Raw genomic sequence first — 13,274 nt, 5'->3', positions numbered from 1 at the left:
GCCTTAAAACGCATGGTTTGTGTCATCAAGGGCGCCCGAATCAGGAACATCTATGTTTTTGCGCTGATTAAATCTTTTACAGGAATGAGCTTTGTCGAGCGGAGTTGGCGCTTTAGCGCTTACTCCGATCCCATGCAACACAGTTGCCCCTGTTTTCGCCACTGAGCTCGCCGCGAGTTCACCACAACGATAGGACTGCACCATGATCGAATTCGAACCGAAATACATCACCTTCGACTGCTACGGCACGCTCACGAAGTTCCGCATGGCCGACATGACCCGCGAAATGTTCGGCCACGTGCTGCAAGGCGACGACCTGGAGAAGCTGGTTGCCTTCTACGCCGGCTATCGCCGCGATGAAGTGCTCGGCGCCTGGAAGCCGTATCGCGATGTGGTTGTCAACGCATTGCGCCGCGCCTGCAAGCGCATGAACGTCGAGTTCAATGAAGTGGAAGCAGAAAAGATTTACACAGCCGTGCCGACCTGGGGTCCGCATCCGGACGTACCGGAAGGTCTCTCGCGTCTGGCAAAGAAGTACAAACTGGTGATTCTGTCGAATGCGTCGAACAACCAGATCCAGAGCAACGTCGACAAGCTCGGCGCGCCGTTCCACGCGGTTTTCACGGCTGAGCAGGCGCAGTCGTACAAGCCGCGCATGCAAGGCTTCGAATACATGTTCGACCAGTTGAACTGTAATCCGGAAGACGTGCTGCATGTGTCGTCGAGCCTGCGTTACGACCTGATGACCGCACACGACCTGGGCATCAGGCACAAGGCCTTCGTCAAACGCGGCCACGAACCGTCGACGCCGTACTACCAGTACTACGAAGTCAACGACATTCCGCATCTGGCTGCGGAACTCGGTCTGTAAACGTCGTTTGCCCCATTGCCCTTCTCAAGGACAGACCGGATGAAGCTCGATTCCTATTGGCTCGACACCGCACCGCCGCTCGTTTCAGCGTGTGAAGGTCCGGTCGACGGTCAGACCGATGTCGTCGTGATCGGCGGCGGCTTCACCGGGCTGTCGGCGGCGCAGGCGTTGGGCAAGCGCGGCGCCTCGGTGACGGTGCTCGACGCTGGGTGCATCGGCGGCGGCGCGTCGGGGCGCAACGGTGGTCAGGTCAATACCGGCGTCGCGCAGGACTTCGTCGCGCTGGTTGCGCAACTTGGTGTGGAGCGGGCCAGTGCCTGCTACCGCGCGTTTTCGGATGCAGTCGATACGGTCGAGCGTCTGATCCGCGAGGAGAACATCGACTGCAATTACAGCGCGACCGGCAAGCTGAAGCTGGCGTCGAAACCGCATCACTTTGCGCATCTGGAAAAGACGGCGGAGTTGATCCGGCGCGAAGTCGATACGGATATCGAATTAATTGAGCGTGAACGGATTCGCAGCGAAATCCAGTCGGACAGTTTTTACGGCGGACTGCTGCAACGGCACGGCGGCCAGATGCATATGGGCAAGTTCACGGTCGGACTTGCCGATGCCGCGGTTCGCCGCGGCGCGAAGCTATATGAAAACGCGGCGGTCACCGCGATCGCGAAAGACGGCAGTGGCTTCAAGGTCACGACCGCACGCGGCGAGGTGCGTGCGAAACAGGTGCTGATCGCGACCGGCCCCTCGCGGCATGGTCCGTTTGGCTGGTACCGGCGGCGTCTCGCGCCGGTCGGTTCGTTCATCGTCGTGACGGAGCCGCTGTCGCCGGAACTGCTGGCGCAGGTGTTTCCGAATCGCCGCGCGTACACCACCACGCGCCTGATGCACAACTACTTCCGCGTAACACCCGACTCGCGTTTGCTGTTCGGCGGCCGTGCGCGCTTTACGGCGTCCGAGCGGCCATCCGATGCGAAGAGCGGACGGATTCTGCAACAAGGTCTCGCCGCGATGTTCCCGATGCTGGCCAACGCCCGCATCGACTATTGCTGGGGCGGCCTCGTGGACATGACCGCCGATCGCTTGCCGCATGCCGGGCAACACGACGGGATTTACTTCTCGCTGGGTTACAGCGGCCACGGCACACAGATGTCGACGCACATGGGCCAGGTGATGGCCGACGTGATGGACGGCCACGAAGAACGCAATCCGTGGCGCGAGTCCGAATGGCCCGCGATTCCAGGCCATACCGGCAAACCCTGGTTCCTTCCGCTGGTGGGGACGTACTACCGCATCAAAGACATCTTTTACTGATTCCCCCTTGTTGTATTTGTAAGTCAAAAACCACGCAGCTATCCCTGTCACCCTCGCGGAGATGTTCGATGAATAAGGAAAACTCGCAATATGACGCTCTTCAACTCGGCACCGAGTTGGAGCGATTGACGTCAAAAGGCGCGTCGCGTCGCGGCGTACTGCGCGCGATGGCCGCAGCCGGCATGATGTCGGTGACGGGCGCCGGTCTGTTGACCGCGAGCGGTGCGGCGCTTGCGCAGGCGAAGCCGAAGCAGGGCGGCAAGATCCGGGTGGCGACGCAATCCGCATCCGCGGCCGACACGCTCGACCCCGCGAAGGGCGCGCTCGGGACGGACTATGTCCGCGGCTTCATGTTCTACAACTGCCTGACCGAACTCGATTCGCATCTCGGCGCGAAGATGGCGCTCGCCACCTCGCTGGATACGAAGGATGCGACGGTGTGGGTTGCCAAGTTGCGCAGCGGCGTGCAGTTCCACGACGGAAAGGCGCTCTCGCCGGCGGACGTCGTGTATTCGATCATGCGGCACAAGGATCCGGCGACGGCATCGAAAGCGAAGACGCTGGCCGATCAGATCAAGGAAGTGAAGGCGACGGGCCCGAACGAAGTGACGATCACGCTGGAAGGTCCGAACGCCGATCTGCCGGTGATTCTCGCCACCTCACATTTCCAGATCATCAAGGACGGCACCAGGGATTTCAAAACAGCGGTCGGCACCGGTCCGTTCAAGGTCAAGGAGTTCTCGCCGGGCGTGCGTACGGTCGGCGTGAAGAACGAGAAGTACTGGAAGCCGGGCCTGCCGCACCTCGACGAAGTCGAACTGATTGGTATCGGCGACGAATCGGCACGCGTGAATGCGCTGCTCTCCGGCGACGTGCAACTGATCAACTCGGTGAGCCCGCGTTCGACCGCCCAGATCAAGGGCGCCGGCGGTTTCGCCGTGCTGGAGACGAAGACGGGCGAGTACACCGACCTGATCGTTCGCGACGAAGGCGGCATTACCGGCAACGACGATTTTCGTCGAGGCATGATGTACCTGCAGGATCGCGAGCAGATGCGCCGGGCGATCTTCCAGGGTTACGGCGCGATCGGCAACGACCAGCCTATCGATCCGACCAATAAGTACTACCTGGCCGGTTTGCCGCAGCGTACCTTCGATCCGGACAAGGCGAAGTTCCATTTCCAGAAGGCCAAGGTCGGCAGCGCGCCGATCCAGATTTTCGCCTCGCCGGCGGCGGAAGGGTCGGTTGAAATGGCGATGTTCCTTCAGCAGGTCGCGCCGCAAGCCGGTCTGAATCTGCAGGTGTCGCGCGTGCCGGCCGACGGCTACTGGTCGAACCACTGGATGAAGCATCCGTTGGGATTCGGCAGCGTCAACGCGCGTCCGAGCGCCGACGTGATCTTCACCCAGTTCTTCAAGTCCGACGCACCGTGGAACGAAGCGAACTGGAAGAGCCCGAAGTTCGACCAGATGCTGCTTGCGGCACGCGGCGAGCCGGACGATGCGAAGCGTAAGAAGATCTATGGCGACATGCAGGTGCTGGTGCATGAAACCGGCGGCATCGGCATTCCGCTATTCCAGAGCTCGCTGGATGCTTACACGGCGAAGCTCAAGGGCCTCGGCTCGATTCCGCTGGCCGGCCTGATGGGCTTCATGTTCGCGGAAAACGTCTGGCTGGATGCCTAGGCCGGCTGCGCCTGAGCTGGCCGCGTGAACGGTAGTAGCTGAAAAGTACTAACGAAGGATTTCCAGTCTGACGAACTGGAAAGTCGGATCCGCAATACGCACGCCGCTTACTCGCGGCGTGCGGCTTCAACCTAGGAGGCGACTTTCGATGAAAGCACATGCGCAACGACTCATCGCCGCGCGCCTTGGCCTCGCGCTGCTTACGCTGCTGCTGGTCTCGGCGGTCGTGTTCGCCATCACCGGGCTGCTCCCTGGCGACGCCGCCCAACAGGCGCTCGGCCAGGCGGCCACTCCGGAAGCCGTCACGGCATTGCGGCATCAGTTCGGACTCGACCAGCCGGCGCTGCAACGCTACTTCGAATGGCTCTTTCATATTGTCAGCGGCAACTTCGGCACCTCGCTGTCGAATAATCTGCCGGTCAGCGAGTTGATCGCCACGCGCCTGCCGAATTCGCTAGTACTGGCCGGTCTGACGGCACTCGTCTCAGTGCCCGTGGCCTTGCTGATCGGCATTTCGTCGGCGATGTTCCGCGGTTCGCTGCTCGACCGCACACTCAACGTGCTCACGCTGTCGACGGTCGCGGTCCCCGAGTTTCTGATCGCGACCATAGCCGTGCTGATTTTCGCCGTCAAGCTGCGCTGGTTGCCCGCGCTGTCGTATCTCTCGGAGGTCCATTCGTTCGGCGCGCTGCTGCGCATTTACGCGATGCCGGTGATGACGCTGTGCTGCGTGATCGTCGCACAGATGGCGCGGATGACGCGGGCCGCAGTGCTCGATCAGCTCAATTCGTCGTACGTTGAAATGGCCGTGCTCAAGGGCGCCTCGCCCGCGCGCGTGGTGCTGCGGCATGTGCTGCCCAACACCATCGGGCCGATTGCCAACGCGGTGGCGTTGAGCCTGTCGTATCTGTTCGGTGGCGTGGTGATCGTGGAGTCGATCTTCAACTATCCCGGCCTCGCAAGCCTGATGGTGGATGCCGTCACCAATCGCGACATGCCGCTCGTGCAGGGCTGCGTGATGGTGTTCTGCGCGGCGTATCTCGCACTCGTGCTGATCGCCGACCTGTGTCAAATCGTATCCAACCCGAGGCTGCGTCGATGATGAGCCAACCTACCAATCCCCACGTTCCTCATGTTCCCCACGCCGGCACGGAGCTGTACGACATGAGCCGCGATGAACCCGCCGTCGAGCCGCCGGTCGTCGAAGCGGCCGCGCTCAAGCAGGGCGTGTTGAAACGGCTGGTGCACCGCTTCTCCGTGCTCGGCCTGATCGGCCTCGTGCTGGTGGCTTTCTGGCTGATCGTCGCGTTCATCGGGCCGCTGGTCGCACCGTACAAAGGCGGCGCACTGACATCGACGGAGATTTTCGGCCGCTATAGCGCGGCGTATCCGCTCGGCACCGACTACCTCGGCCGCGATATGCTGAGCCGGATTCTCTACGGCACGCGCTATACGGTGGGCCTCGCGCTGGCTGCCGCGGTGCTCGCCAGTTTGATCGGCACGTTCTTCGGTTTGCTCGCCGCGGTGTCCGGACGCTGGGTCGATGAAATCCTGAGCCGTCTGTTCGACGCGCTGATCTCGATTCCGAGCAAGGTGCTCGCGCTTGTCGTGATCGCGGCGTTCGGTTCGTCGATCACGATGCTGACGACCGTCGCCGCTTTGGCCTACATCCCGGGTGCCTTCCGTATTTCGCGCTCGCTCGCGGTGAACCTGATGGGCCTGGAGTACGTGCAGGTGGCGAGAGCGCGCGGCGAAGGGATTTTCTATATTGCGCGGGTCGAAGTGCTGCCAAACATGATTCATCCGATGCTCGCCGATTTCGGCCTGCGCTTCGTGTTCATCGTGTTGCTGCTGAGCGGGCTGAGTTTTCTCGGCCTCGGCGTGCAGCCGCCGAATGCGGATTGGGGGTCGCTCGTACGCGAGAACATCGGCGGTTTGTCGGAAGGCGCGCCCGCTGTGTTGATGCCCGCTGTCGCGATCGCGACGCTGACCATCGGCATGAATCTGCTGATCGACAACCTGCGGCGTCGTGGCCGTAGCCATGGAGGTGCGTGATGGCTGAGCGGGACATGATTGAAGTGAAGGGCTTGCGGGTTTTGGCCGGTGCGGCGCCGGGGCCGGTGACGGAGATCGTCAAGGGTGTCGATTTTTCGGTGAAGAAGGGCGAGGTGCTGGCGCTGATCGGCGAGTCGGGCTCGGGAAAAACGACGATCGCGCTTTCTCTGCTTGGCTATGCGCGTGCAGGCTGTTCGATCAGCGGCGGCTCGGTGCGTGTCGGCGATGTGGAGGTGCTGTCGCTCGATGCCAAAGGCCGCCGCGCGTTGCGGGCGCGCACCGTGGCGTATGTCGCGCAGAGTGCGGCGGCGGGTTTCAACCCGGCGCGCACGATCATGGATCAGGTGACCGAGCCGGCGCTACTGCATCACTTGATGACGAAAGACGCGGCGCGCATGAAAGCGGTCGACCTGTTCCGCGCGCTTGCGCTGCCCGCGCCGGAGACGATCGGCGATCGCTATCCGCATCAGGTCTCCGGCGGTCAGTTGCAGCGTCTGATGGCGGCGATGGCGTTGATCACCGATCCGGCTGTTGTCGTGTTCGACGAGCCGACCACCGCACTCGACGTCACCACCCAGATCGAAGTGCTCGCGGCCTTCAAGAAAGTGATTCGCGAGCTCGGCACCACCGCCGTGTACGTGTCGCACGATCTGGCTGTGGTCGCGCAGATGGCGGACCGCATCGTGGTGCTGAACGGCGGCGCGGTCAAGGAAAACGGCGTGGTCGCGCAAGTGCTCGATGCACCTGTGGATGCTTACACGCGCCAACTGCTTGCCGCTACACGGCGCCCGGAAGTGGCGCTGGAAACGCCCTTGGCGATGGCTAAACACATCCCGCCGCTGCTCGAAATCCGCGGCCTCTCGGCGGGCTATGGCCGGATCGATCGCTTCGGCGCGCCCGCCGTGCGTGTGCTCGACGACGTCAGCCTGTCGATTCCCCGCGGCAGCACGCTTGGCGTGATTGGCGAATCCGGCTCCGGCAAGACGACGCTCGCGCGCGTTGTAGCGGGTCTGGTTGACCGCGCACGTGGCGAGGTGTTCTTCGACGGCAAGCCGTTGCCCGCGCAACTGTCGCGCCGCACGCCGGAGCAGTACCGGCAGATCCAGATCGTGTTCCAGAACGCCGACACCGCGCTGAACCCGAGCCATTCGATCGCCGATATCCTCGCCCGTCCGCTTGCGTTCTATCACCATCTAAGTGGCTCGGCCGCTAAGAAGCGGATGCTGGAATTGCTCGATCGGGTGCAGCTGCCGGCATCGATCGCCACGCGCACGCCTGCCGGACTCTCCGGCGGCCAGAAGCAGCGTGTGAATCTGGCGCGCGCGCTTGCCGCCGATCCCGCCTTGATTCTCTGCGACGAAGTGACTTCCGCGCTCGATACGGTGGTCGGCGCGGCGATCCTCGACCTGCTGGCCGAATTGCGTCGCGAGTTGGGCGTGTCGTACATGTTCATCAGCCACGACATCTCGACCGTGCGCGCCATTTGCGACGAAGTAATCGTGCTGTACGCAGGGCATCGCGTGGAAGCCGGGCAGCGCGACGTGCTCGCGGCGCCGCCGTATCACCCGTACACCGAATTGCTGGTCGACTCGGTGCCCGCTTTGAAACCCGGCTGGCTCGATGCGCGCCGCGAGATCGGCTGTGCGGCGTTGCCGGCGATGGGCGAGAGCGCCGATATTCCCGAGTTGTGTTCGTTCCGCGCGCGCTGCCCGGTGCGCATCGACGGCATGTGCAATATGACGCCGCCGTCCTTGAAGAAGCTGCCTTCGGGCGCGGAGATTCTTTGCCACCATCCGGCGGCCGAATTGAATCGCTTGCAGACCGTGGAGGCGACCCCGGCATGAACGGACGATTTGTGCGCCTTACGGAGACGGGCCGCAAGACCTTTCCGATCACGGTGGACGGCGTCGTGCGCGAAGCCGCGCAAGGCGACACCTTGATGGTCGCCTTGCTGACGGGGGTGAACACGTTGCGCGATTCCGAATTCGGCGACGGCCGCCGCGCGGGTTTCTGTTTGATGGGCGCTTGTCAGGACTGCTGGGTCTGGACGGCGCAAGGCGAACGTGTGCGGGCATGCAGTACGCCTGCGGCGCCTGGCATGTCGATCGTCACGAAGCTGGCGGTTGCGGGGGAGGGTGTATGGCCCCGCGCGTAGTTGTCATCGGTACTGGGCCAGCGGGCGTGCGTGCCGTCCAGGCGCTGGTCGAAGCCGGGCTGCGGCCGACGGTCGTCGACGAAGGGCGGCGCGACGGCGGGCAGATTTATCGGCGGCAACCGGAAGGTTTTTCACGCAGCTATGAGACGTTGTACGGCACCGAGGCGGAGCGTGCTGCTTCGCTGCATCAGCGCTTCGATGCGCTCAAGGGCAAGATCGATTATCTGCCGGAGACGCTCGTCTGGAATATTTCACCGAACACCTTGCATCTGGCGAGCGGTACGCGCTACCAGACGCTGACGTTCGATTCGCTGATTGTTTGCAGCGGCGCGACGGACCGGTTGATGCCTGTCAAGGGCTGGCACCAGGCCGGCACGTATAGCCTCGGCGGCGCGCAGGTCGCGTTGAAATCGCAGGGCTGTGCGATCGGCTCGCGCATCGTGATGATGGGCAGCGGTCCGCTGCTGTATCTCGTGGCGGCGCAATACGTGAAGGCGGGCGCGCAACTGGCCGCGGTGCTCGATACGTCGACCTTCATGCAGCGCGCGGCTGCGCTGCCCCGTTTGCTGGCGATCCCGGCCGCCCTCAAAAAGGGTATTGCATTGACGCGCGTGCTTGCGAAGGCACACGTGCCGGTTCATCGCGGTGTGCAGCCGTTGGAGATCAAAGGCTCGCCGCAAGACGGCGTAAGCGGTGTTGTGGTTGCATTGTCTGACGGCAAGCATCTGGAACTGGCATGTGATGCCGTCGCGCTCGGTTATCACCTGCGTCCGGAGACGCAGCTTGCGGACCTCGCCGGCTGTCGTTTCCTGTTCGACGAGAACACACGCCAATGGCTTCCGCAAATCGACGACGACGGCCGTAGCAGCGTCAAGGGCGTCTACCTGGCGGGAGACGGCGCGAGAGTGCGTGGTGCGGATGCAGCCGAATGTTCGGGCCGTCTCGCGGCTTTGGCTGCGCTGCGCGATCACGGCGTGCAGGTCGAAGGCATCGAGCGCTTGCGTGCCGAGCTTGCACGCTTCACGCGTTTCGCGGCGGGCTTGCGCGAAGCCTTTCCGTGGCCGGCGAAATTCGCCGCGACCTTGCCGGATGAAACGATCGTCTGCCGCTGTGAAGCGATTACAGCGGGCGAACTGCGCCGTGTCGTCCAGGCGACCGGCGCGCAGGAAGCCAATCGCGCGAAGGCGTTTTCACGCGTCGGCATGGGCCGTTGCCAGGGGCGCTATTGCGGCCATGCCGGCGCAGAGATCATCGCGGCGGCAGCCTCGGTGCCCGTGTCATCGGTGGGAAGGCTGCGCGGCCAGGCGCCCGTCAAGCCGCTGCCCGTGGCGCTTGCCGAAGAGGTGAGCGAATGAGCGCGACGACTGCGAATGAAGCCGATGTCATCGTGATCGGCGGCGGCATCATGGGGACCACGACAGCTCTCTTCCTGCGTCAGCGCAAGCGTTCGGTGATTCTGCTCGAACGGGGACTCACGGGGCAGCAGGCGAGCGGGGTGAACTTCGGCGGCATTCGCCGGCAGGGCCGCGCATTGCCGCAACTGGCGATGGCGAATCGCGCGCTACGCACATGGCAACGCTCAGCCGATATGCTCGGCGAGGACATCGAATTTCTGGCGTCGGGTCACACGCGCGTGTGCTATCACCAGAAGGACGTCGAGAACTTCGATCAGTACGCGATCGACGCCCGCGCTTACGATCTCGACCTCAACGTGCTGCATGGCGAAGCCGTGTTCCAACGCTTTCCGTTTCTTGGGCGCGAAGTATTGGCGGCGTCCATTTCGCCACTCGACGGTCACGCTAATCCACGTCTCGCTGCACCTGCTTTCGGTCGAGCGGCCACGCGGCTCGGTGCCCAGGTGATCGAGAACACCGAGATCGTGCGCGTCGAAAAAGATGGTGGGCGGTTTCGCGTGGAGAGCGCACGCGGCGACGTGTATTGGGCCGCGCAACTCGTGATCTGCGCGGGCGCCTGGGCGAGCCGTCTGAGCGAACAGTTCGGCGAACCCGTTCCCTTGACCGCGAGCGGACCGCAGATGGCAGTGACCGAGCCGGTGCCGTACGTGTTCAAGTCGTCGATGGGGGTGTTCACATCGATCAAGGAAGAGAGCATCTATTTCCGCCAGATTCCGCGCGGCAATATCATTCTCGGCGGCGGTCCCGGTGGACCAGCGGATGCCGTGACGTCCCGCGCTTCAGTCGTGCCGGGTAATACCGTGCGTCAACTCGCGCAGTTGCGGCGGCTCGTGCCCGCGATGGCACCGCTCCATGTGATTCGCGTGTGGAGCGGTGTGGAAAGCTACCTGCCCGACGGCGAACCGGTGATCGGGCCGAGCAGCAAGGTCGGCGGTCTTTACTACGCGTTCGGTTTCTGCGGTTCGGGTTTCCAGATTGGCCCGGGCGTTGGCGAGACGCTGGCCGAACTCGTCGACACGGGCAGCACGGAGATTCCGCTAGACGTGTTTTCCGTCGCGCGATTCGCGAAGCAACCCACGCCCCGCTCGACCATCGCGACATCATGAAACAGACCCTCAGCCTCAACACTGCCCGGGCGTTTATCGAAGCCCACTTCGACGAGCCGGTGACGCTCGCGCAACTCGCCGCGCTGTCTGCGCTCAGCGTGTCGCGCTTTGCGACGGTGTTTCGTCAGCAGTACGGTTCATCGCCGTATCGTTATCTGTGCGGGCTGCGGATTCAGCGGGCGCAAACCTTGTTGCTGGAAGGTGTGCCGGGATCGGTCGTCGCCACTGAAGTGGGATTTTTCGATCAAAGCCACTTTGGCCGGCATTTCAAACGATGCTGCGGGATGACGCCCAGCATGTTCATCGAGCGTGCCGGAGCGAAGGCGGTGAAGCACGGTGGCGTGGTTCAGGCTACTGCGCCGCGTTCAGCTTCCGCCATAACGTCGTCTTGCTGATGCCGAGCGCCTGGCACACCGCATCGCGATCGCCGTCGCAGGCGGCGAGCGCGGCGCGGATTTCGTCTGCTTCCACGTGACGGCTGCGTTCGCGTAACGTTAGCGCCGCTTTCTTCGTGCGTGCGTGAGGCTGCTCGAAAATTTCAGGGGCTACGGTGCGTAGTACGTCGGGCGTAAAGAGGGTTTCTGCTGCGCCGTTCGAGTCCGAGTCCATGTCCGCGTCCGCCAGTTCAACCGCAATCCGTTCGATCACGTTCTGCAATTCACGTACGTTGCCGGGCCACGCGTAACGCTTTAACGGCTCACTGAGCGTAGCGAGGACGCGCCTCGCCGCATTCGCATCGGGCAGGCGAGCCGCCAGTCTCGGCTCACGCGATGCGGCCTGCAGCAGCAACTCGACAGCGAGCGGCAACAGATCGGTGGGCCGTTCGCGCAGCGGCGGCAGGGCGATGCTCAGAATGTTGAGCCGGTAGTACAGGTCCGCGCGGAAGCTGCCCGCCTCGATGCCCTCTGTCAATGCACGATGCGTTGCCGCGACGACCCGGATGTCCACGCGCGTCGGCTCCGTTGAGCCGAGCCGCACAACTTCACGCTCCTGCAGTACACGCAATAACCGGCTTTGCAACGACAAGGGCATCTCGGCGATTTCGTCGAGAAACAGCGTGCCGCGGTGTGCCACTTCGATCAGCCCCGCCTTGCCGCCTTTGCGTGCGCCAGTGAACGCGCCTTCCTCATAACCGAACAATTCGCTTTCCAGCAACGCCTCAGGAAACGCGCCGCAATTGATGGCGACGAAGGCGAAGTCGCGCCGCGCGCTTAACTGATGCATGCTCTGCGCGACCATCTCCTTGCCGGTGCCGCTTTCGCCGAGAATCAGCACGGTGGCGTCCGATTTGGCATAGCGCTGCACGAGCGTGCGGACCCGTTCGATCGAATCGGCTGCACCGACGATATCGTCGAGCCGGTAACGCGCGCTGAATTGCTGCACGCGCTGCCGCGAGCGCAATGTGCGGTCGAGCCGTTCGACTGCCCGCGATTCCTGAAACGTCAGGACGGTGCCCGCCGCCGAGGTGCTGCTCGCGAGCGGCCCGCGATGCACGACGTAACTCACGCCACGCACCGTGCAGAACGTGTCGCCGTCCGAGTCTGGCAAGCTGCCGGCGAGATCGGGCGCGAGATCGAGCAGCGCGCGGCCCACTGCGTTTGTCGCGTCGATGCCAAGCACCGTGGCGAGGCGCTGGTTCATCGCTTCGACGCGCCCTTGCGCATCGAGCGCCACTACGCCATCGCGCAGATGTTGCAGCAGATTGTCGAGCCGTTGACGGCGAACCGTTTCGCGACGTGTGGCCTGCGCGACTTCGAGTGCGGTATCGAACGCGGCGCGTACCGATGCGCGTGAATAGAGAAACACGGCACCCATGCCGGCATTCGCCGCAAGATCGGTGACGAGCCCCGGGCCGACCACGACGTCGATGCCCCGATCGCGCAGATCGAGCACGACGCTCTCCGCGTCCTGGGCTGACTGATACGAAGCGAGCGTTACGTCGATGCCGTACGCGGCGGTGAAGCGGCGCACTTCGTCGGGCGTGTCGCCGTGCGTGACGAGCGCGACCTTCGCGCCGTCGCGTCGTGCTCGCGCGAGCGCGTGCATGACGTCGAAACCGGTTGGGTTGATCAGCACGACCGGAACGCTGACGCGTGTTTTCAGATACGCGCCGTTGGAGCCGCCGGCAATGACGACATCCGGACGCCCCGCGCCGACCACGTCGAGCTCGTGCACGGCGTCCTCGAAGCCATGCGCGACGATGCGCAGATCGGCGCGTTCGACGTACTCGCCGGCAATGTCGAAGAATAGATCGCGCAGGCGGCTGATGCTGGCAGCCCAGATACGGGGGCGCTGCGCGGGATCGAAGGGGGGCGTGCTCACGGCGGGCGGCTCGTTGTCAGAGGAAAAGGCAGGCAAGGATCAGAAGCCCGCCCATTATGCACCCGTCGTTTTCGAATTTGAAATTCGTGATTTCACTTATGAAATCGGAGGATGGAGTGGTCTGGAGGCGTTTTTTTGTTAAATCAGGCACTTAGCGGCTCGCGTTCCGCATGGCCCATTCTTTGCGTTAATAGCCTTCGTTTTCACCGGTCACCGCATTGAAACCCTGAAAGACAAGCTCGGCGCGCTGATTGCCGCACGAACGCAACCCCCGCAGTTGGAGACGAAATTATGAGTGAAGCCGATAACAGCACGCCGAACGCAGGCGCCTTCAAGCCGAAGAAATCCGTC

At 63.2% G+C, this 13,274-nt stretch carries 11 protein-coding genes; 10 read left to right on the top strand and 1 reads right to left on the bottom strand.

Annotated features, from left to right (window positions below):
* Positions 1-202 precede the first annotated feature (202 nt).
* From PQR40_RS12890 to PQR40_RS12845, 10 genes are all read left to right on the top strand, one after another.
* A complete protein-coding gene (locus PQR40_RS12890) occupies positions 203-871 on the top strand; it encodes a haloacid dehalogenase type II (protein WP_408229052.1) in 669 nt (222 codons plus the stop codon).
* A gap of 39 nt (positions 872-910) precedes the next feature.
* On the top strand, positions 911-2,185 hold the full coding sequence (locus tag PQR40_RS12885; RefSeq protein ID WP_408509107.1) for an NAD(P)/FAD-dependent oxidoreductase: 1,275 nt from the start codon (positions 911-913) through the stop codon (positions 2,183-2,185).
* A 68-nt stretch (positions 2,186-2,253) separates the two neighbouring features.
* Complete coding sequence (locus PQR40_RS12880; protein WP_408509106.1) at positions 2,254-3,870, top strand: ABC transporter substrate-binding protein; 1,617 nt, start codon at positions 2,254-2,256, stop codon at positions 3,868-3,870.
* Positions 3,871-4,018: 148 nt separating this feature from the next.
* Positions 4,019-4,972, top strand: coding sequence for an ABC transporter permease (locus PQR40_RS12875; protein ID WP_408229043.1), 954 nt, complete (start codon positions 4,019-4,021; stop codon positions 4,970-4,972).
* A complete protein-coding gene (locus PQR40_RS12870) occupies positions 4,969-5,925 on the top strand; it encodes an ABC transporter permease (RefSeq protein ID WP_408509105.1) in 957 nt (318 codons plus the stop codon). Before PQR40_RS12875 ends, PQR40_RS12870 begins: the two co-directional genes overlap by 4 nt.
* Positions 5,925-7,769 (top strand): ABC transporter ATP-binding protein, encoded by a 1,845-nt coding sequence (locus PQR40_RS12865; protein ID WP_408509104.1) that lies wholly within the window; start codon positions 5,925-5,927, stop codon positions 7,767-7,769. Before PQR40_RS12870 ends, PQR40_RS12865 begins: the two co-directional genes overlap by 1 nt.
* Positions 7,766-8,080 (top strand): (2Fe-2S)-binding protein, encoded by a 315-nt coding sequence (locus PQR40_RS12860; protein ID WP_408509103.1) that lies wholly within the window; start codon positions 7,766-7,768, stop codon positions 8,078-8,080. The genes PQR40_RS12865 and PQR40_RS12860 overlap by 4 nt, the downstream gene beginning before the upstream one ends.
* A complete protein-coding gene (locus tag PQR40_RS12855; protein ID WP_408509102.1) occupies positions 8,065-9,435 on the top strand; it encodes an FAD/NAD(P)-dependent oxidoreductase in 1,371 nt (456 codons plus the stop codon). The genes PQR40_RS12860 and PQR40_RS12855 overlap by 16 nt, the downstream gene beginning before the upstream one ends.
* Complete coding sequence (locus PQR40_RS12850) at positions 9,432-10,601, top strand: NAD(P)/FAD-dependent oxidoreductase (protein WP_408509101.1); 1,170 nt, start codon at positions 9,432-9,434, stop codon at positions 10,599-10,601. Before PQR40_RS12855 ends, PQR40_RS12850 begins: the two co-directional genes overlap by 4 nt.
* Positions 10,598-10,996 (top strand): helix-turn-helix domain-containing protein, encoded by a 399-nt coding sequence (locus tag PQR40_RS12845; RefSeq protein WP_408509100.1) that lies wholly within the window; start codon positions 10,598-10,600, stop codon positions 10,994-10,996. The genes PQR40_RS12850 and PQR40_RS12845 overlap by 4 nt, the downstream gene beginning before the upstream one ends.
* On the opposite strand, the gene prpR is transcribed toward PQR40_RS12845, so the two are convergent.
* Entirely contained in the window at positions 10,953-12,923 is a 1,971-nt protein-coding gene (gene prpR / locus PQR40_RS12840; RefSeq protein ID WP_408509099.1) for a propionate catabolism operon regulatory protein PrpR, read from the bottom strand. The two genes, PQR40_RS12845 and prpR, sit on opposite strands and share 44 nt — an antisense overlap.
* Positions 12,924-13,274 lie beyond the last annotated feature (351 nt).

It is taken from the genome of Paraburkholderia sediminicola (genome assembly GCF_046026855.1).
Taxonomy (GTDB): domain Bacteria; phylum Pseudomonadota; class Gammaproteobacteria; order Burkholderiales; family Burkholderiaceae; genus Paraburkholderia; species Paraburkholderia sediminicola_A.
The sequence above is the reverse complement of the archived record's forward strand: the minus strand, read 5'-3'. Positions and strand labels throughout refer to the sequence as shown.

Coding starts and splice junctions, on each gene's coding strand:
- PQR40_RS12890 (WP_408229052.1), top strand. CDS start 203: ATGATCGAATTCGAACCGAAATACATCACCTTCGACTGCTACGGCACG.
- PQR40_RS12885 (WP_408509107.1), top strand. CDS start 911: ATGAAGCTCGATTCCTATTGGCTCGACACCGCACCGCCGCTCGTTTCA.
- PQR40_RS12880 (WP_408509106.1), top strand. CDS start 2,254: ATGAATAAGGAAAACTCGCAATATGACGCTCTTCAACTCGGCACCGAG.
- PQR40_RS12875 (WP_408229043.1), top strand. CDS start 4,019: ATGAAAGCACATGCGCAACGACTCATCGCCGCGCGCCTTGGCCTCGCG.
- PQR40_RS12870 (WP_408509105.1), top strand. CDS start 4,969: ATGATGAGCCAACCTACCAATCCCCACGTTCCTCATGTTCCCCACGCC.
- PQR40_RS12865 (WP_408509104.1), top strand. CDS start 5,925: ATGGCTGAGCGGGACATGATTGAAGTGAAGGGCTTGCGGGTTTTGGCC.
- PQR40_RS12860 (WP_408509103.1), top strand. CDS start 7,766: ATGAACGGACGATTTGTGCGCCTTACGGAGACGGGCCGCAAGACCTTT.
- PQR40_RS12855 (WP_408509102.1), top strand. CDS start 8,065: ATGGCCCCGCGCGTAGTTGTCATCGGTACTGGGCCAGCGGGCGTGCGT.
- PQR40_RS12850 (WP_408509101.1), top strand. CDS start 9,432: ATGAGCGCGACGACTGCGAATGAAGCCGATGTCATCGTGATCGGCGGC.
- PQR40_RS12845 (WP_408509100.1), top strand. CDS start 10,598: ATGAAACAGACCCTCAGCCTCAACACTGCCCGGGCGTTTATCGAAGCC.